This is a genomic window from Acinetobacter entericus (assembly GCF_026168575.1).
Classification (GTDB): domain Bacteria; phylum Pseudomonadota; class Gammaproteobacteria; order Pseudomonadales; family Moraxellaceae; genus Acinetobacter; species Acinetobacter bouvetii.
In genome coordinates this window covers 239,278-257,236 of sequence record NZ_JAPEQW010000001.1, presented here as the reverse complement: position 1 = coordinate 257,236, position 17,959 = coordinate 239,278, and the positions used below count along the sequence as shown (strand labels likewise).

Sequence of the window (17,959 nt, the reverse complement as noted above, 5' to 3'; positions counted from 1 at the left end):
TGATCATGTCAAAAAATTCGACATAGGTTCAGCATCTAATTATAAGAAAGCCACAAACAAATGTATGGTACCCGCAATAAAGCCAGTAACCCCACCCAAAACAATTAAAATCCATTCGTCTTCCTGAAATGCAGGACGTAACAGATTTTGAAATTCCTTCGGTGTCAGCTCGCGGATACGGTCTCTGAACATTTGAAAGATTTTCTGTGCACGGCTCGCATTAAACGCAGGGTCGCATACAGGCACCATCGTAATTTCAATTGAGCGATCAATCAAGTCTGTCTTGAGTTTTGCATACTCTCTTGGCCCTAAAGACAGCTGCAAAGATGTTCTGACCAATGGAGTTTCCATAATTTCGTTGATATGGCGCTTCACGATACGGCGAGTCTTGTCTTTTTTACTGCCGTACATCATTTCAGTCATGATGGATTTTAAAGTAATCAGATCTTCCGTCACCACACTGGCAAATACATCCGACACTTCTTCCTGACGCTTCATGAATGCACCCTGAATATTATAAGCGCCAATCCGCGGAATGACGGGTTTAATCCATGGAAATTTACGATTCTTTGTTAATTCAAAGAATTGCGGATACTTTATGATATGCGGCTCAAGTGGATTAAACACCATCCAAATGGCAATCCAGTTGGTCAAAAAGCCCCACACCGATGCCCAGAACGGAACAGTCCAATGCCAAGGCACCACAAACCAAACGATCATTTGGAACACCCCGAAGAACATTCCTATCAGCGCGCTGATATGCCAAATAAAATTGATTTCTTTTTGCCCAACTTTAAGGAACATGCGCACCATTAAGCGGCGGTCGCCCTCCATCTGGCTCACCACCATTTCACGCATATCCACAAGTGACTCAACGTTCATGGTCAGTTCAGTCACAAGTTCTTTTAAGATACCCGGCATTTGCTTATTGGCCTGCGCATAAATGCGGCGCTTAATGGAATAAGGCAAGTTTTCCCAGAGCACCGCATTGCGGTCAATCATCACCTCATCAATCAGATGTTCCAGTTCAAAGCCAACCTGTTCGCCAATAATGCGCGCCATATCCTCAGGATCCATGGCATCGAGAAATTCGCGCAGTGAACCCAGCTTAGATAAAGTATTGTCTGTAATGATGCCGGAAATGCGGCCTGCCTTGCGCGGCACAATGCCCTGCCAGCCGACAGGCAGCGGGCCAAGGTGAAATCCCCAAAAATTAATTGGATAGAACACCATTTTCAGCGCCATCCATACATGCGCCCAAGTTACAAAAGCTGTTACAGGAATAATGCTGAGTACAGCCCAAAAATCCGGCCGTTTCAAAAAGGCTAGCCATAACTCATTGACGTACTCAAGCATGCATAACTTCCATATTTAATTTTATTCAGAGGAACACAAATGTAAACAAAGTCGGATATTTTCTCTATAATCCTATACTTAGAGTATAGGAAAATTGTAGCTTCGGTTCAGTTTCCGCAACCGTATAACCGTTATTATCGGTAAGTTTTTCACCCGCGCCAATTCCTACACTGAAGGTGCTGATGCGTTCTTTGCTCAGCATAACATATGCCAAATCTACACCGCCGCCTAAACGGCTTTTAAATTCATCGCCCACATCTTTACTTTCAATATGGCCTGCATAGACGCCCAAATAGTAGCCGTTCTTATCTTTTCCAGTGAAATGCACAGGGTGGCGGAAACCAACTTGCCCGCCAAAGGTTTTATCCCCATTCAGAAATACACCCGCTTTAGCATAAGCGATGCCGTATGGATTCACCCATTCTGTATTCAGATGAATCAATTTCTGCGTAAATCCGGCCCCGACATTCAGCTTAGCCGCATCAGCGCCTGCTAAATTTGCTTCCGGCAGAAAGCCGCCTTCCTGCGCTGACGCTGCATTTGCAATAAATGCCAATACCAACAAAGAATATGCTTTGTTCATTATTTCACCATTATCCTTAATTTTCAGGCTTTTTAGTTGTAATAAGTCCTATTTTTATGCTTTCCGACTTTAGCAGAATAATATTGACTCTTATATACAGCACTGCATTTTTTTAGTGTCTGCAAAGTCAAAGTTTAAGCAAAACTTACACAGCAGTTCCGAATTGGCTTATCAAATTTTTAGAACTTGCGGTAGAATGGTCAGCCTTAATTTCCCCTTTGTGTATCTCAAGTCGATCGCGTATGAAGCAGCACTTTCCTTTAAAAAATGTACAGCAAGAAAAGCGCATTTTCCGCAATCGAATTTATTTCTCACTGGGCATTGTCATCTTTTTTTTATTACTGCTGGTTTCACGTTATTCTTATCTGCAAATTTTCAATTACGATAAGTTTGCCACTGATTCAGATAAAAACCGTGTCCGCCTGCAGCCGCTGCCGCCGGCGCGGGGCTATATTTACGACCGCAACGGTGTGCTGTTAGCCGACAATTATCCAGTTTTCTCAGCCACAATGAGCCGTGCCGATGTGGAAGACATTGATGATACTGTTCAGCGCCTGACTCCCATTATCAATCTGACGCAAGAAGATATTGACCGCTTCAAAAGCCGCATTCAGACCGCCAAGAAAACTGAACGGGTCGCGCTCAAGCTCAATTTGAATGAAACTGAAATTGCGCGTTTCAGTGAAGTAAAATTCCAGTTTCCCGGGGTCAACATAGAAACCCAAATGACCCGCTATTATCCGCATGGCGAATTGTTTGCCCATGTCATTGGCTATGTCGGGCGCATTAATGACAAAGAATTAAAAAGTATTAATAAAGACTTATATGCCGGCACCAACCTGATTGGGAAAATCGGGGTCGAAAAATATTATGAAGATTTGCTGCATGGCCTGCCGGGCAATGAGTCTGTCGAGGCGGACGCGCACGGCAATGTGCTGCGCCACTTAGGCCGCAAAGACCCGATCCGCGGCAATGATCTGTATTTATCTTTAGACTATGGCCTGCAAGTGGTGGCGTCTGAGCAGCTGGCGGACCGCCGCGGCGCGATTGTCGCGATGGACCCGCGTACAGGCGAAATTCTGGCTTTGGTTTCCAGCCCGAGCTTTAACCCTAACCTGTTTGTGACGGGCATCAGCAGTAAAGACTATTCCGCTTTGCGGGATAATTTGGATCAGCCATTATATAACCGCGCTGTGCAAGGAACTTACCCGCCAGGCTCTACCATTAAGCCGATGTTTGGCTTAGGCGGCCTGCATTATAATTTGGTGGACTGGAGCACGGCCATTTCCGATCCTGGCTATTTTTCTTTGCCGGGTGACTCACACCGTTTCCGTGACTGGCGGAAATCCGGGCATGGCTCTGTCAACCTGCATAAGGCGCAAGTGGTCTCGTGCGATACTTATTATTATATTTTGGCCTACCGAATGGGCATCGACCGCATGAATACGTGGATGCGCCAATTCGGTTTCGGTGAAAAAACCGGCGTCGATTTGCCAAGTGAAAGCACAGGCTTATACCCAAGCCAAGAATGGAAGCTGCGGACCCGTAAAACCAAATGGCTGAAAGGCGAAACCATCTCCGTCAGTATTGGTCAAGGCGCATTTACCGCGACCCCGCTGCAATTGGCAATGGCAACAGCCATCACCTCAAATGAAGGCCAACATGTCGTTCCGCATGTCTTGCGCGAAAGCAAAGGGACTAAACCTTATACCGTACATAATGCGCCAGACGGCAAAATTATGTTTAACGGCAAGCCCGAAGACTGGGTCAAAATGCGTGATGCAATGGTGGATGTGATTGAAACAGGTACCGGCCGACGCATCCGCACGCCCATGTATAAAATTGCCGGTAAAACCGGTACAGCTCAGGTCAAAAGTATTGCGCAAGGCAAACGCTATAACGAAGCGCTGCTGACCGAACGCCAGCTGGATCATGGCTTATTCGTTGGTTTTGCGCCAGCGGATAAACCTGAAATTGCAATCGCAGTCATTTGGGAAAACGGGAAGCACGGCGGCTCTGCTGCTCAGCTGGCCCGTCCAATTTTTGATTATTGGCTGCTGAAACACAATAAATCCCCAATCCGCCCATCTGCGGCTCAAGTCAGCGGCGGCTTAATGACAGCCGGCATTAAGCCAAGTGAATTGCCAAGCGGTGAAAATCCAATTCAAAGCAATGCCAGCGGTCAAAATGCTACCAGCAGTGCCGCACATAGCAATACGCCTGCTGCTGCGCAAAACCGCAATGCCCATTCTGTGACACCAGCCAGCCAGCCCGCTGATGATGACGAGTAAAATCAACAATGAAAAATCAATTGCGTATTATTGGCGGAGAATGGAAACGCCGCCAGCTTCCCTTTGCCAGCATTGAAGGCCTGCGCCCTACGCCAGACCGGGTCAGAGAAACCCTGTTCAATTGGCTGATGTGGGACATTCAGAATACAAACGTTTTAGATGTTTGCGCAGGTTCTGGCGCACTGAGCTTCGAGGCGCTGTCCAGAGGCGCGTCACAAGTGGTAATGATTGAACCTGACCGCACCCAGGCGAAGTTTTTAACCGATAATTTGCAGCTGCTGAAAATTACGTCACAGCACGCCAAATTGAAAATTGCTACTGCGCAGCAGGCGCTGCCAAGCCTTAAGGATCAGTTTGATCTGGTCTTTTTAGATCCGCCTTATAGCTTGGATTTATGGGAACAATTGGCTGCCCTCGCTGACCCGCTGATTAAAGATCAAGGCTTGATTTATGTTGAAGCAGACCGGGATCTTTCACAGCTGAAGCTTCCCAGCAGCTGGAGTAAAATTAAAGAAACCAAAGCCGGCACTGTCCGCGCTGGCTTATTCCAAAAATCAGCTGCGCTTTAAAACTGACCTTTTATCATTAAATAATCAAAAAAAAGGACGCGAAAAACGCGTCCTTTTTAGTGTCAAATGCAGGCACAATTTAAGGTCTTGCAGCATATTTACCGCAATAGGCCTAGACCATTCCCGAAGGAATCTGCATAAACTTTCCGCCAGTGCCGATTTTCATGCTTTCAGTATGGAAAGCGCCCGTCACTTTGACGGTCATCACCCTGCCGGTTCTGATGGCGCCAGTCTGGATGGCCGTCTCGGTCCCGGTCACTGTGATGATCACGGTCACCATGCTGCCCTGAGTGCGGTCTTCCATCTCGCGGATAATCATTGTCATATGGCGCAACGACACAGCCGGTCAATGTCACGGCAAGGACAGAAAGCAAAATCATTTTTTTCATCATTTCATCACCTCACGATCCCATTCAATTTGATTATGGAATGTCTGCCTTAAATCAATTTTGAGATAGACAGTCCGCATTTTCTGGAATTGCTTGCTGATCTTCAGTATTGCGCACAGCCATGAAGATGAATCGCATTTAATGTAAGTTTCTTGTATCAAAAAATTCATCATTTGCAGCAAGCCAGCCCATAGGCTCTATGCCTCTTCAATCTGCATGAAATACCGTATTGCTGCTTTATATAGTCAAAAGAATGATTTCACTGCGCCGCATACATGCCTTTACACTAGCCCTGCATTTTCAATGAACTACATTATGACTTGGCTTTTATTTATTTTTGGCGCAGTGGCGGCAGGCTTTGTTCAGGGGCTGACAGGCTTTGCCTTTGCCTTGATTGCCATGTCTTTTTGGGTGTGGATTTTACCGCCGCAATTGGCTGCGCCCTTGGTGGTTTTTGCTTCTGTCTGGAGCCACATTATTTCACTGTTGAATGAACAGCAGCTTCGCTTTTCTAAAAATCTGGTGCTGCCCTACATCATTGCAGGCCTCCTTGGCGTACCGCTCGGCGCATACTTGCTTGCAATGATCCAGCCTGAAACCTTTAAATTGGTCTTAGGCCTGTTCTTGGTATTGTGGTGCCCTATTATGCTGTTTAGTCCGCAAATCAAAAGCATTCAGCGCGCTGGAAAAGCATCAGACAGCAGTATTGGCTTTATTGGCGGAATATTGGGCGGTTTGGGCGGCTTTTGCGGCGCTTTGCCATCCGCCTGGGTGATGCTGAAAAACCTGCCTAAAGCGGAACAGCGCTATATTTTGCGCCATTTTAATTTTGCCATTCAGGTATTTACCTTACTGAGCTATGTTGTGCAAGGTACAATTCACCGCATACATTTGCCCTATATGGGAGTCTTGCTGCTGACGGTCAGTATTCCGGCTATTCTTGGCGCAAAGCTGTTTTACAAGATTTCAGAACGGCAGTTTAAGCATACTGTGCTCAGCCTGCTGTTTGCATCCGGCTGCTTTTTACTGCTGACCAATATCATTTCATAAACGATTGCCCTTACAGCAGAAACATAAGCGCAGCGGGCTAAAATACTGAAAAGCGCGGCAAACGGCTGATGAAAATGCTGTCATGTGCTGTTGCGGTGCTGCCATTTTGCTCAGACCGTGGCTCCGCCATTTTATAAATCCCAAAAACGGTTCCGCCCAAAATTCAGCTGCTCTTCCTTAGAACACCGCAGTCCAAAAGAAACGGATAATTTGCCCTCGGTCATAAGGAAAGTTCGAGAGATATTCATAGCCAATGCTGTGCTGAGAATTCAAATTCACCTTAACGCCATAGCCAAAAGAAATTCCAAAATCCTGCCAGCCTATATGTTCAGCATCCCCTAATAGCAACTTATTTTGCGCGGCGCCCGCTTCATAAGCCGTATAATTATAAATTTCAAATATATCATTTTCAAAAAAAGCATTATGAAGCAGGCCATATTGCTGCTGCTCATTCGCCGTATTTAACGCTATTTTCCGCTGTTCCTGTTCAGTCAAATTTTCTAAGCTTTCATCCATCACAATTATACCGTCAAGCATCTGGCTGAAGGATGCGCTTGCGCAAAGGCTGAGCGTAAAACCCATCAGCAGGATACGCAAGATGCCCCAATAATTCACACTGCACAAATCAAGCATGCAAAATCATTCTTAAAAACCAAGTCAATTAAATCACTTATATAAAAAAGCCAGAGACATGTCTATCTTGCAGCAGGGTATTTTATCCAGAATGAACACAGCATCCTTTCTTTCTACCAGATGCATTGCACTGATATGCATCTTGCAGCGCGGCCATCATGCGCCCTGACTGAGTATAATTTATGCATTTAAAACACTTCGATGCTAACAAGCCGCCTGAAAATTCATACAATACTGACCCTCAATGCATCTCTATATTTTAAATTATGAAATCGCTCGCCATATTTGCCACAGCTGTTGTCTTGGCAGGCTGCTCGATTAGCGCTTCGCGCGACATAAAAAAAGCAGAAAAGCTGCTGAACAGCTTTCATTGCAGCAATATTGAAAGCAGCCAAATGGCTCACTCCCCAATCACCAGCTACCATGAACAGTTGCTGCACAGTGCAAAGCAAAAAGCGGAAAATTATATAGAAAGCTATAAAAATGGCGAAATGCTTTTCGATATTCCCTTAAGCGCTGTTGTTGAACAGCAGTATGATATTTATAAAGATGCATGCCAAAATCTCGGCGGCATCTCGCAAGAGCCCGAACAGGAAAACACGCCATAATGCCAAGGGAAATCCAGATTCCCATGGACTGAATGAAAACTTCAGCCCATCAAAAAGCCGGCAAAGTTGCCGGCTTTTTACTGCGGTTTTATGTCAGCCGCAATTGGATCACGCCCCTATTGCTCAGCAGCCGAATAATAGCGGCCGTCTACACTGAAGTCCTCAGGGAACTTGGGGCTGATTTGCGCATAAAACTGCATAATTTCAGCCATGTCTTTTTCATAATCCCCTGTCGGATAAACAATTTTACCTACGCCAGTCTTTTTCTTTTCATAATCCATATATGCCAAAGCAATAGGTACTCCTGCATTGCAAGCCACATGATAAAAACCTGTTTTCCACTTTTCCTGCTTCGAACGGGTGCCTTCAGGGGTCACCAGCATAACCAGCTCAGCATGATCCTTAAATAGATTGGTCATCACATCAACCATGCTCAAACGCTGCTCACCCGCGGCTTTGGGACTGCGGTCAATGCCGATGCCGCCCATTGCGCGGACAAATGGCCCAAGCGGGAACTTCATATAACTGTCTTTAATCGTGATGCGGACATTCACTCCAAGCGCTTTCAATGCCAAGCGTGCATAAAGCGCATCCCAATTGCTGGTATGCGGCGCAGCAATCATGACACATTGCGCCAAATCCAGCGGCCAATGGTTATCAATTTCCCATCCCATCATATTCAGGCTTTTTTCTGCAAATTTTTCAAACACGCGCTGTACCGTATACACTTTGATCAGGCGCAAATTCTAACGGCAATAAATAATTAAACCAGCCTATATTGATCAATTATCACCCAATTAATATATAAATGTATAAATAATTAAGCTTTCTGCCTCCTGCCTTACGCACACAGAACAATACCATTTAAGTAATTTTAAGTTTAATTTAAGTAGCGATTTACAATAAGCTCATTTTTTTATTCGGCCTATTGTTTAAATTTAGGCCCATGCACAACAAAAGAAAGGAAAACTTGTGAAAAAACTCGTCTTTATCTTCGCCTTAAGCGGTTTCGCCTTGACCGCATGCTCTAAACCTGAAAATAAGCCAGTTCAGGAATCTGCTCAAACAGCCCCGCAAGAATCCGCGGCTCAAACGGCTGAAAGCACTGCCGCATCCCAACCGCTAGCGGCTGGCGACACAGCAGAGACCTCTCTTGATTGGGCCGGAGAATACAAAGGAGTCTTCCCTTGCGCGGACTGTGAAGGCATCAAAATGGAGCTGGAATTAAAGGCAGATAAAACCTATGAATTAACAGAGGAGTACCTGGGCAAAGGGGCTGGAAAAGAATTCAAAAGCAAAGGGTCTTTCAGTTTTGATACAAAAAATCCATCCATCATCACTTTAGACAAGGCCGCTGAAAACCGTAAATTTTTCATTGGTGAAAACTTTGCAGAAGCCAGAGATATGGAAACAGGCGAAGCTATCGACAGCCAGCTCAACTATAAACTCACCAAAGAGGCAAACTAAGCGCTCAATATCAAGCCATCAAAGACATGCTGCACGGCGGGTTCATTCATCGCCGTCTTCATGAAAACCCCAAGGCTGACGCAAATATCCGGCCCAGCACCCCTGCTAAAAAAATATATCTTTTCTCCCCATTTGAGGATATTCAAAGCCGCAAAACGCCCCATAAGATTAGCTTGCACAATAAAACATAAGATCGCTTTATAGCTAAAAACAACTTAGGGAATATCATGAAAAAGACTCTATTGGCAATCAGCTTGTCCTGTTTACTAGCAGCCTGCGGCAGTGATTCTTCGGATGACAGCAGCAATCCGCCTTCTTCCAGCCTAAAAACAGGCGTTTTAACCGATGGCCCTGTCAGCAATGTCCGTTATGAAACCAGCAGCGGGGTTAAAGGCAGCACCAATGTGAAAGGTGAATTTCAATACAACTCTGGAGACTCGGTCACATTTTATCTGGGAGATATAAAACTCGGCAGTGCTGCTGCGCAAGCGCATATTACGCCTATTGAACTGTCCGCAGTTGAAAGCATTCGCACTAATCTGCTGATCCTGCTGCAGTCTTTAGATTCAGATCATGATCACAGCAACGGCATCACGATCAGCGATGCTGTGATTGCTGCGCTGAAAAACAAAACCATTAATTTAAGCTTACCGACAGAATCTTTTGTACAGGATGCAACCCTTCTGCAAGTGCTGCAGAATTCAGGCTTAACCTTAGTTTCTGAAGACACCGCTAAAAGCAATTTTTTTAACAGCTTTATTCAAGACAGTACTGGCGCATGGCTATATGAAGATAAAACCAATAATATTAAAGTGGTGCTGTATATCGAAGGCAAAGCACCGAATTCCAGTGATTTGAACGTCTTTAATTTCACATTCGGGCAAATTGGCGCTGCTGACGACTCCGGCCAATCAGGCATTGAACAAGGCCAATTAAGCTGGAATGCCGTTAACGGCAATTTAAGCCGAACACAGGACTTTGAAGTTGATACCAACGGTGAATGGGGATTCTCCAATCCTTCAGCTGCCGCCAGCTTACAGTATGGCTCAACAGCAGATACTTTAGTCTTTAAAGAAGGCGATCAAAGCTTTAGTTTTAAACGGGTGAACAATACATCGGGCAGCCTAGCCGGTTCTTGGCAATCTGGCAGTCAGCTTGTCACATTCTTTAATGATGGCTCTTATATGCATATAGAAACTGCAGGAAACGACTGCAGCTCACCCGGCATTGAATCTGGCACCTATACAGCAGCCAATGGCAGCCTGAAGGCTGCAAGTGTTGCATATGACACGAATGGCTGTGCTGGACTGGTCGATTCCTCCTATAATCCGCCAAGTTTAGATACATTCAGCTATGTGATTAATGGATCGACTGCCACAATTCAGTATGAAAATGAAGATCCGCGGGTTTTCACACGGTTTTAGGTGTAGTCTATTTTTGTTTGATTCCAGCTTGCATTTAGGCCTTGGTTTTCCAAGGTCTTTTTTAATAAACATGCTCAAAATGAATAGTCATACCCATCAATTTATGCAGCAATTCAGTCTGAGAGCAGCAATGCATTTTGGCATAAATATTTTTGACATAGGTTCTGACTGAATTCATGGTTAAACTGCAGTTTTCTGCAATTTTTTCTAAATTTAAGCCATTTACAAACAGCTCGCATATTTCGCATTCCCTTGCAGAGAGCGCATAAGCCTCCTTTAAAAAAGGCACTGCCAAGGCATAGCGCTGTTCCATATCAGAAATAGACAGCACGACATAATTCAACTCCTGATCGGCTAAACTTGCCAAACTGTTCATGCTGCTGAACGGTGTTGCAGTGATCATAAACTGCTGCCCTTCAGCATTTTCCAGTGCAAGTACACCGCCAATGTCCCTGTTCTTGTGTTTATGATCAGCTTGAGCTGCCTGCACCAGCTGCTCAAACTTCTTTTGATAAGGCTTAGCGACGCAAATTTTATTGTGCTGATCAAATTCAAAAATCTTATTCTGTTCCATCAGCTGCTGTGCGCGATTATTTGAATAATAAAACCGGCTGTATTCATCAATTAAAATAATGCCGACTTTAATCGTATCCAGCATCTTGTATAAATTTCGGTTTTCAATTCGGGCAAAACTGAGCTGCTTGTGAATCTGAAGCGCTCTGCGGATATGCACGCCGATCCGCTTTAAAAAATCCAATTCCTCTTGCTGAAAAACCGGCTCATTCGCTGAACGGTGTACACCAAGAACAGCACTGCGGTATTCACCTTGATCCAAAAGCACTCCTGCGATATAGCAGATGCCAGTGGCTTTCAGGCATTTCTCATAAAAACTGCCTTCATCCTGATCCGGCAGTTCAGCATAACGGGGAAAATCCTGATGGATGACGTCTCCAATACCCATTTGTTTCCAAAGCGGCATGTACTGCCGCATATCAATCAGCTTTCCTTGTTCATTTTGATAATCCTCTATCCCTGCATGAAAAATATTCCATGTATACACAAAGTTAGAATTGGGATTCAGCTGGTCAAGCGCTGTCAATATAGCTGTCTTGCTGTGGGTATATTCAACAATTTGACCGATGACTCCAGGCCAAAGCGAGGCATCCAATCCTGCATCATAGACTGATCCAATGATTGCATTTTCAACGTCTGAATTCATTGAATGCCCCTTAAAATATTTAAGTCTTTCTAAATAATATAGTGATCTGAACTAAAGTCAAAATTGCAATCTTTATCAAATAATAATGATAAAAAAATCCCCGCACATTGCGGGGATTTTTTTAGATCGGATGATCAGAATGAATTACATCATTCCGCCCATACCGCCCATGCCGCCCATATCAGGCATTGCAGGCTTGTCTTCTGGAATGTCAGTAATCATACATTCGGTTGTCAACATTAAACCTGCTACAGATGCAGCATGCTCAAGTGCAGAACGCGTTACTTTTGCAGGGTCAAGAATACCCATTTCCAGCATGTCGCCATACTCAGAAGTTGCAGCATTATAACCGAAGTTGCCTTCGCCATTTTTCACCGCGTTGATCACAACTGAAGGCTCATCACCCGCATTGGCAACGATTTGACGAAGCGGCGCTTCAATCGCACGGCGTAAAATATTGATACCCACATTTTGATCGTCATTCGCACCGTTTACGCCATCAAGCGCAGCTGCAGCACGTACCAGTGCAACACCGCCACCAGCAACCACACCTTCCTCAACCGCAGCACGTGTTGCATGAAGCGCATCATCTACGCGGTCTTTTTTCTCTTTCATTTCAACTTCAGTCGCTGCACCAATTTTAATTACAGCTACACCGCCTGCCAATTTAGCAACACGTTCTTGAAGTTTTTCTTTGTCGTATTCAGACGATGATTCTTCAATTTGCGCGCGGATTTGAGTGACACGTTCAGCAATTTGAGCTGCATCACCAGCACCGTCAACAATCACAGTGTTTTCTTTAGATACAGTAATTTTGTGCGCAGTACCTAAGTCTTGAAGAGAAGCTTGCTCTAAAGTCATGCCTACTTCTTCAGAAATCACTGTCGCGCCCGTCAAGATTGCGATATCTTGAAGCATTGCTTTACGACGGTCACCAAAACCAGGTGCTTTAACCGCACATACTTTGATAATTCCGCGCATGTTGTTAACAACAAGTGTAGCTAGGGCCTCACCTTCAACATCTTCAGCGATGATTAAAAGTGGTTTACCTGTTTTAGCTACAGCTTCTAACACAGTAATTAATTCACGGATGTTGCTGATTTTTTTGTCAACAAGCAAGATAAACGGATTTTCAAGTTCAGCCGTTAATGTATCTTGTTTGTTTGCAAAGTATGGACTGATATAACCACGGTCAAACTGCATGCCTTCAACAACATCCAAAGCATCTTCAAAGCCTGAACCTTCTTCAACGGTAATCACGCCTTCTTTACCTACGCGTTCCATTGCTTGTGCAATGAGTTTACCTACAGTTTCGTCAGAGTTTGCAGAGATTGAACCGACTTGTTCAATCGCTTTAGTATCAGAAGCAGGTTTTGCTGTTGCTTTAATTTCAGCAACTAAGGCTTTAACAGCAAGGTCAATACCGCGTTTCAAGTCCATTGGGTTCATACCCGCTGTTACAGACTTGATGCCTTCATTTAAAATTGCTTGAGCTAGTACAGTTGCAGTTGTTGTACCGTCACCAGCGATGTCATTGGTTTTAGAAGATACTTCACGAACCAATTGAGCGCCCATGTTCTCAAATTTGTCTTTTAGAGAAATTTCTTTCGCAACAGTTACACCATCTTTAGTGATGTGCGGCGCACCGAAAGAACGATCGATCACAACGTTACGGCCTTTAGGACCCAAAGTTACTTTTACAGCATCTGCAAGCACGTTTACGCCTGCAATCATTTTAGAACGAGCTGAATCACCGAATTTTACGTCTTTAGCTGACATGCTAAACTCCAAATATTCTTAAATTTTAATCAATTGTATTGCTTAAACAGCAAAAGAATGTTCTGAATTAACCTTCAAGAACCGCTAAAATATCAGATTCTTTCATTACAAGAAGTTCTTCACCTTCAACTTTCACTTTAGTGCCTGCATATGCACCAAACAGTACATTGTCGCCCACTTTTACGTCTAAAGCGCGAACGCCGCTGTCTGTTACTTTGCCGTTGCCAACTGCAATGATTTCACCTTGAGCTGGCTGTTCAGCTGCAGAAGTACTCAAGATTAAACCACCCGCGGTTTTAGTTTCTTTTTCAACACGGCGGATAACAACGTTGTCATGTAAAGGACGAATCTTGCTCATTTCTAACTCCATAGACATTTGCATTAATGTCATTGATTACAATGTGAAGATGACTTCTTATTCCTGGGTCATCGACAAAATTTTGATATGACACTTTTGTGGGGATGGAAAAAAACGCTTCAAGGGCAAAATTAAAAAATATTTTTAAATTCGCTTTCTTTTTATTCAGATTCCATCCGCTTCAAGCTTCTCAGGCCAATCAGCGCCTGATCTGGCTGGTTAAAAACAGCTGAGAGGCCTGATCAAAATAGTAAGGCGCAACATCGCCCTGCAGATCAATCGCATTAAAGCTATTCGGCAAACCGCCATGCAGCCGGTAAGACGTTGCTGTTCCTGCATGAATATCCAGGACTGGGTGCTGCGCGCCTAAATGATAAATTTGATTTAAATCATAGACTGCAAACTGATGCAGATGGCCGTGCAGCAAACCATATAAACCGCTTTTACTCCATGTTTCCAAAGCCATGCGCCCCAGCAGCGGACAATCATGAATGCCATGCAGATCATCTGGGGCAGTATAAAATGGCTGATGGGCTGCGATAATTTTCAGTTTATGTTCAGGCGCCTGACGCAGTTTAGCGTCAATCAATTGAATTTGTTCTAACGAAATGTGCCCGCGAGTATGGTAGCGCCGCCGGATACTGTTTACCCCCACAATGTAAAAATGTTCCGTTTCCAAAGTCTCTTCCAGATTGCCAAAAAAAAGCTGATAACGGGCAAAAGGACTGAATATGCGGTTCCATACATGATACAGCGGAATATCATGATTCCCCGGCACCGCCAGATAAGGCAAATTCAAGCTGTCCAAAAATTGCTTACAGGCGAAAAACTGCCGATAGCGCGCACGCTGAGTTAAGTCACCGCTGATGACCACAGCTTCCGGCTTATGCTCCCGGCAAAACTGCTGAAGGGCATCAATACAGCCTTGCCGTTCTGTGCCGAAATGCAAATCAGATAGATGCAGCAGCATGCGGCACCCTGATCTTTAATGCATTTTTTTTGACACTGATGTGAAGCGGCGGCTTCATTTCGACAATTTCACCATCCAAGGCAACCGTCAGTTTTTTCCGCGTAGCATGAATCACCACATGATCGGCATCAAAGCTGTAGACATCAGGCGCTTGCTCTAAACTGCCCTTCATTAACTGCCAGAGCATTTTAAACAGCGTCCATTTATCACTTTTCGCGACAACCACACCCGCTACCCGCCCTTGCGCCGCGCTTTCTGCGATTTTGAGATTTAAATCCGCCAGCTGCAGCTGATTATTGCCAAAAAAGATCAGCGGTGTTTTGACTGGATATTTCACGCCATCCACCTCAATTTGCAGCTTTAACTCTTCACGGTCACGAATCAGCACATCCAAGCCGGATGTATATGCATTAAGAGGAAAACGGCCAAGATAGCGGTTATACAATTCACGTTTTTGAATAAAGAGCGGATACAAGCCAAGACTGGCATTATTCAGATAAATTTGATCATTCATTAATGCCGTATGCACCAAGCGCTCTTCGCCTTCCCCAATCACTTTTGCTGCTTCTAAAAGATCCAGAGGAATGCCTAAAACCCGCGCTACATAATTAAAAGTGCCTAAAGGCAAGATTCCCATAGGCACTGCTGTTTTCATTAAGTAACCAGCGACCGCATTCAACGTTCCATCACCGCCAGCCGCCACCACAATTCCTAAACGTCCGCGCTCTTGATGCCGCGGCAGCACTTGCTGCATCAGAGCCGCAAAACTGGAAAAGCGGCTCATTTCAAAGGATTGAATTTCATAACCATAAGCGGTCAGCAGCCGAATAAGCTCTTCATAAATTTCATCTTTATTGACTGCATGAAAACCGGAGTTTCGATTATAAATAATCGACAGCGGCTGCGTTTGATTTGACATTTTTTATGCATTTTTAAAGCTGTTATTCTAATTTTGTCGAATTTATCAGCGGTTAACTGTTCCTTTATGTAAAATTCGAATTACCGCCATTTATTTAATCAATAATAATTCTCAAATAAAACCAAATATCAAACTATTGTTTTTTAACAAAATTAATATAATGAATAATCCTCATAAATTATATAAATGTATTAAAAATCACACCAAAAAATAAGCAAATTATTGTTTATAAAAGAAATTAAATCTAAATACCATAATATTCCAAAATAAATCCACCCCATCTTTAGTCTTATTTTTTTTATGAAATTATGCTTTAATAGCGCCACTTTTTTTCATATTTCATCTGCGCAATGTACCCCGTTGCCCAGATTAGACTTTGTACAGTTTGTACATATTTGAGATAGGCCTCACCATGACCCAAGTGAACGCACCAGAATTCGTTCGTCACCCTAAGCTTATTGCTTGGGTGGAAGAAATTGCAAAATTAACGAAACCAGCGAAAATTGAATGGTGTGACGGCAGCGAAGAAGAAAATCAACGTTATATCGACTTGATGATCGCTAACGGCACTATGCAAGCGCTTAACCAAGAAAAACATCCTGGTTCTTATCTTGCTAATTCTGATCCTTCTGACGTTGCTCGTGTGGAAGGCCGTACATATATTTGTTCAGAAAAGCAGGAAGATGCAGGCGCAACAAACAACTGGGAAGCTCCAGCTGAAATGCGCACCCGCCTGAACGGCTTATTTGACGGCGCAATGAAAGGCCGCACTTTGTACGTTGTTCCTTTTTCTATGGGTCCTTTAGGCTCTCATATTGCGCACATCGGCATCGAACTCACTGACTCTCCTTACGTTGCTGTCAGCATGCGCAAAATGGCGCGCATGGGCAAAGCTGTTTACGACGTTCTTGGTACTGACGGTGAATACGTTCCTTGCGTACACACTGTAGGCGCGCCGCTTGAAGAAGGTCAAAAAGACGTTGCATGGCCTTGCAACCCTGAAAAATACATCGTTCATTACCCAGAAACCCGCGAAATCTGGTCTTACGGTTCTGGTTACGGCGGCAACGCATTGTTAGGTAAAAAATGCCTAGCTTTACGTATTGCATCGTCTATGGGCCGTCAGCAAGGCTGGTTAGCGGAACACATGCTGATCCTTGGCGTGACAAACCCGCAAGGCGAAAAACACTACATCGCAGCGGCTTTCCCATCTGCATGCGGTAAAACCAACTTCGCTATGTTGATTCCGCCAGCTGGCTACGAAGGCTGGAAAATCGAAACTGTTGGTGACGACATTGCTTGGATCAAACCAGGTGAAGACGGCCGTCTATACGCAATCAACCCTGAAGCTGGTTTCTTCGGTGTAGCGCCGGGTACAAATACAAAGACTAACCCGAACTGCATGGCAACATTGACTAAAGATGTCATCTATACCAACGTTGCTGTAACAGACAACGGTGAAGTTTGGTGGGAAGGCCTGACTAAAGAAGCGCCTGCCAACCTGACCAACTGGAAAGGCCAGCCGCATGTTGCTGGTGAAAAAGCGGCGCATCCAAACGCCCGTTTCACTGTTGCTGCCGGCCAATGCCCTTCAATTGACGCTGACTGGGAAAATCCAGCAGGCGTGCCAATTTCTGCATTCATCTTCGGCGGCCGCCGTGCAGACACAGTGCCTCTAATTTCAGAAGCATTTGACTGGGTAGACGGTGTTTATAAAGCTGCAACCATGGGTTCTGAAACCACTGCCGCAGCTGTTGGCCAACAAGGTGTCGTTCGCCGTGACCCATTCGCAATGCTTCCATTTGCAGGCTACAACATGGCGGATTACTTCAGCCACTGGCTAGAGCTTGGTGAAGAAGTTGCTGCTAAAGCAGAAGCTGCAGGCAACAAACTTCCAGGCATCTACAACGTGAACTGGTTCCGCCGTGATGCTGAAGGCAACTTCGTATGGCCTGGGTTCGGTCAAAACATGCGTGTTCTTGAGTGGATCATTGACCGCTGTGAAGGCCGTGCGACTGCAATTGATACTCCAATTGGCCGCGTTCCAACGTATGAACAATTGAACTGGACTGGTTCAGACTTCACGAAAGAACAATTTGATCTTGTCACTGCACAAGACAAAGACCAGTGGATCAAAGAGCTTGAAAGCCACACTGAGCTGTTCAACAAACTTGGCGACCGTTTGCCAAAAGCGCTTAAAGCCCGTCAAGATGAGCTTTTAGAAGCTGTTAAAAAATCTGCTTAATTCTTTTTAGATTAAGTTAAAAAAGACCGCGCAAGCGGTCTTTTTTTAATCTGCTTATAATTTTAAAACTTTATAACTCAACAAAAATTTATCAAGGGG

The 17,959-nt window shown here is 44.6% G+C and carries 18 protein-coding genes; 7 read left to right on the top strand and 11 right to left on the bottom strand.

The genetic code is table 11. The annotated features are described in order from the left end of the window. Positions 1 to 39: 39 nt before the first annotated feature. Both OKC24_RS01245 and OKC24_RS01240 read right to left on the bottom strand, forming a co-directional pair. Positions 40 to 1,356 carry a DUF445 domain-containing protein gene (locus OKC24_RS01245; RefSeq protein ID WP_130147763.1) on the bottom strand — a complete coding sequence of 439 codons (1,317 nt, stop codon included), beginning with the start codon at positions 1,354 to 1,356 and terminating at the stop codon, positions 40 to 42. 64 nt (positions 1,357 to 1,420) lie between these two features. Further along, positions 1,421 to 1,939, bottom strand: coding sequence for a hypothetical protein (locus OKC24_RS01240; RefSeq protein WP_130147765.1), 519 nt, complete (start codon positions 1,937 to 1,939; stop codon positions 1,421 to 1,423). Positions 1,940 to 2,181: 242 nt separating this feature from the next. Between OKC24_RS01240 and mrdA the strand changes: the two genes are divergently transcribed. Continuing rightward, a complete protein-coding gene (gene mrdA, locus OKC24_RS01235; RefSeq protein ID WP_131276318.1) occupies positions 2,182 to 4,230 on the top strand; it encodes a penicillin-binding protein 2 in 2,049 nt (682 codons plus the stop codon). Between the two features lie 8 nt (positions 4,231 to 4,238). Next, entirely contained in the window at positions 4,239 to 4,799 is a 561-nt protein-coding gene (gene rsmD / locus OKC24_RS01230) for a 16S rRNA (guanine(966)-N(2))-methyltransferase RsmD (protein ID WP_131276319.1), read from the top strand. Between the two features lie 170 nt (positions 4,800 to 4,969). Here the strand turns inward: rsmD and OKC24_RS01225 are convergent, their stop codons facing one another. Continuing rightward, positions 4,970 to 5,191 (bottom strand): hypothetical protein, encoded by a 222-nt coding sequence (locus OKC24_RS01225; protein WP_131276320.1) that lies wholly within the window; start codon positions 5,189 to 5,191, stop codon positions 4,970 to 4,972. A gap of 312 nt (positions 5,192 to 5,503) precedes the next feature. On the opposite strand from OKC24_RS01225, the gene OKC24_RS01220 reads away from it, so the two are divergent. Next, on the top strand, positions 5,504 to 6,238 hold the full coding sequence (locus OKC24_RS01220; RefSeq protein ID WP_265464565.1) for a sulfite exporter TauE/SafE family protein: 735 nt from the start codon (positions 5,504 to 5,506) through the stop codon (positions 6,236 to 6,238). A gap of 177 nt (positions 6,239 to 6,415) precedes the next feature. Here OKC24_RS01220 and OKC24_RS01215 read toward each other — a convergent pair whose 3' ends face one another. Continuing rightward, the gene (locus OKC24_RS01215) at positions 6,416 to 6,871 is read right to left on the bottom strand and encodes a hypothetical protein (RefSeq protein WP_131276322.1); all 456 of its coding nucleotides are present in this window, start codon (positions 6,869 to 6,871) and stop codon (positions 6,416 to 6,418) included. 266 nt (positions 6,872 to 7,137) lie between these two features. Here OKC24_RS01215 and OKC24_RS01210 point away from each other — a divergent pair, with 266 nt between their 5' ends. Continuing rightward, a complete protein-coding gene (locus tag OKC24_RS01210; protein ID WP_131276323.1) occupies positions 7,138 to 7,479 on the top strand; it encodes a hypothetical protein in 342 nt (113 codons plus the stop codon). A 116-nt stretch (positions 7,480 to 7,595) separates the two neighbouring features. Here the strand turns inward: OKC24_RS01210 and OKC24_RS01205 are convergent, their stop codons facing one another. Next, positions 7,596 to 8,156: a 1-acyl-sn-glycerol-3-phosphate acyltransferase gene (locus OKC24_RS01205; RefSeq protein ID WP_051065821.1), complete on the bottom strand. Its 561-nt coding sequence runs from the start codon at positions 8,154 to 8,156 to the stop codon at positions 7,596 to 7,598. A gap of 295 nt (positions 8,157 to 8,451) precedes the next feature. Between OKC24_RS01205 and OKC24_RS01200 the strand changes: the two genes are divergently transcribed. Continuing rightward, positions 8,452 to 8,946, top strand: coding sequence for a copper resistance protein NlpE (locus OKC24_RS01200; RefSeq protein WP_131276324.1), 495 nt, complete (start codon positions 8,452 to 8,454; stop codon positions 8,944 to 8,946). Here the strand turns inward: OKC24_RS01200 and OKC24_RS01195 are convergent. Continuing rightward, positions 8,943 to 9,110, bottom strand: a complete 168-nt coding sequence (locus OKC24_RS01195; protein ID WP_219189895.1) for a hypothetical protein — start codon at positions 9,108 to 9,110, stop codon at positions 8,943 to 8,945. The genes OKC24_RS01200 and OKC24_RS01195 overlap by 4 nt on opposite strands. Positions 9,111 to 9,173: 63 nt before the next feature. On the opposite strand from OKC24_RS01195, the gene OKC24_RS01190 reads away from it, so the two are divergent. Further along, positions 9,174 to 10,370 carry a hypothetical protein gene (locus OKC24_RS01190; RefSeq protein WP_131276325.1) on the top strand — a complete coding sequence of 399 codons (1,197 nt, stop codon included), beginning with the start codon at positions 9,174 to 9,176 and terminating at the stop codon, positions 10,368 to 10,370. 61 nt (positions 10,371 to 10,431) lie between these two features. Here the strand turns inward: OKC24_RS01190 and OKC24_RS01185 are convergent, their stop codons facing one another. The 5 genes from OKC24_RS01185 to OKC24_RS01165 form a co-directional block, all read right to left on the bottom strand. Continuing rightward, a complete protein-coding gene (locus OKC24_RS01185) occupies positions 10,432 to 11,589 on the bottom strand; it encodes a helix-turn-helix transcriptional regulator (protein WP_131276326.1) in 1,158 nt (385 codons plus the stop codon). Positions 11,590 to 11,733: 144 nt separating this feature from the next. After that, the gene (groL, locus tag OKC24_RS01180) at positions 11,734 to 13,368 is read right to left on the bottom strand and encodes a chaperonin GroEL (protein ID WP_131275967.1); all 1,635 of its coding nucleotides are present in this window, start codon (positions 13,366 to 13,368) and stop codon (positions 11,734 to 11,736) included. 67 nt (positions 13,369 to 13,435) lie between these two features. After that, on the bottom strand, positions 13,436 to 13,726 hold the full coding sequence (locus OKC24_RS01175; protein ID WP_130144112.1) for a co-chaperone GroES: 291 nt from the start codon (positions 13,724 to 13,726) through the stop codon (positions 13,436 to 13,438). Between the two features lie 199 nt (positions 13,727 to 13,925). Further along, on the bottom strand, positions 13,926 to 14,696 hold the full coding sequence (locus tag OKC24_RS01170; RefSeq protein ID WP_131275968.1) for a metallophosphoesterase family protein: 771 nt from the start codon (positions 14,694 to 14,696) through the stop codon (positions 13,926 to 13,928). After that, the gene (locus OKC24_RS01165; RefSeq protein WP_131275969.1) at positions 14,677 to 15,615 is read right to left on the bottom strand and encodes a diacylglycerol/lipid kinase family protein; all 939 of its coding nucleotides are present in this window, start codon (positions 15,613 to 15,615) and stop codon (positions 14,677 to 14,679) included. Before OKC24_RS01165 ends, OKC24_RS01170 begins: the two co-directional genes overlap by 20 nt. 412 nt (positions 15,616 to 16,027) lie before the next feature. Here OKC24_RS01165 and OKC24_RS01160 point away from each other — a divergent pair, with 412 nt between their 5' ends. Next, entirely contained in the window at positions 16,028 to 17,860 is a 1,833-nt protein-coding gene (locus tag OKC24_RS01160; protein ID WP_130144115.1) for a phosphoenolpyruvate carboxykinase (GTP), read from the top strand. Positions 17,861 to 17,959 lie beyond the last annotated feature (99 nt).

Coding starts and splice junctions, on each gene's coding strand:
- OKC24_RS01165 (WP_131275969.1), bottom strand. CDS start 15,615: ATGTCAAATCAAACGCAGCCGCTGTCGATTATTTATAATCGAAACTCC.
- OKC24_RS01215 (WP_131276322.1), bottom strand. CDS start 6,871: ATGCTTGATTTGTGCAGTGTGAATTATTGGGGCATCTTGCGTATCCTG.
- OKC24_RS01245 (WP_130147763.1), bottom strand. CDS start 1,356: ATGCTTGAGTACGTCAATGAGTTATGGCTAGCCTTTTTGAAACGGCCG.
- OKC24_RS01185 (WP_131276326.1), bottom strand. CDS start 11,589: ATGAATTCAGACGTTGAAAATGCAATCATTGGATCAGTCTATGATGCA.
- OKC24_RS01170 (WP_131275968.1), bottom strand. CDS start 14,696: ATGCTGCTGCATCTATCTGATTTGCATTTCGGCACAGAACGGCAAGGC.
- groL (WP_131275967.1), bottom strand. CDS start 13,368: ATGTCAGCTAAAGACGTAAAATTCGGTGATTCAGCTCGTTCTAAAATG.
- rsmD (WP_131276319.1), top strand. CDS start 4,239: ATGAAAAATCAATTGCGTATTATTGGCGGAGAATGGAAACGCCGCCAG.
- OKC24_RS01225 (WP_131276320.1), bottom strand. CDS start 5,191: ATGATGAAAAAAATGATTTTGCTTTCTGTCCTTGCCGTGACATTGACC.
- OKC24_RS01205 (WP_051065821.1), bottom strand. CDS start 8,156: ATGATGGGATGGGAAATTGATAACCATTGGCCGCTGGATTTGGCGCAA.
- OKC24_RS01175 (WP_130144112.1), bottom strand. CDS start 13,726: ATGAGCAAGATTCGTCCTTTACATGACAACGTTGTTATCCGCCGTGTT.
- OKC24_RS01190 (WP_131276325.1), top strand. CDS start 9,174: ATGAAAAAGACTCTATTGGCAATCAGCTTGTCCTGTTTACTAGCAGCC.
- OKC24_RS01210 (WP_131276323.1), top strand. CDS start 7,138: ATGAAATCGCTCGCCATATTTGCCACAGCTGTTGTCTTGGCAGGCTGC.
- OKC24_RS01240 (WP_130147765.1), bottom strand. CDS start 1,939: ATGAACAAAGCATATTCTTTGTTGGTATTGGCATTTATTGCAAATGCA.
- mrdA (WP_131276318.1), top strand. CDS start 2,182: ATGAAGCAGCACTTTCCTTTAAAAAATGTACAGCAAGAAAAGCGCATT.
- OKC24_RS01160 (WP_130144115.1), top strand. CDS start 16,028: ATGACCCAAGTGAACGCACCAGAATTCGTTCGTCACCCTAAGCTTATT.
- OKC24_RS01220 (WP_265464565.1), top strand. CDS start 5,504: ATGACTTGGCTTTTATTTATTTTTGGCGCAGTGGCGGCAGGCTTTGTT.
- OKC24_RS01195 (WP_219189895.1), bottom strand. CDS start 9,110: ATGGGGCGTTTTGCGGCTTTGAATATCCTCAAATGGGGAGAAAAGATA.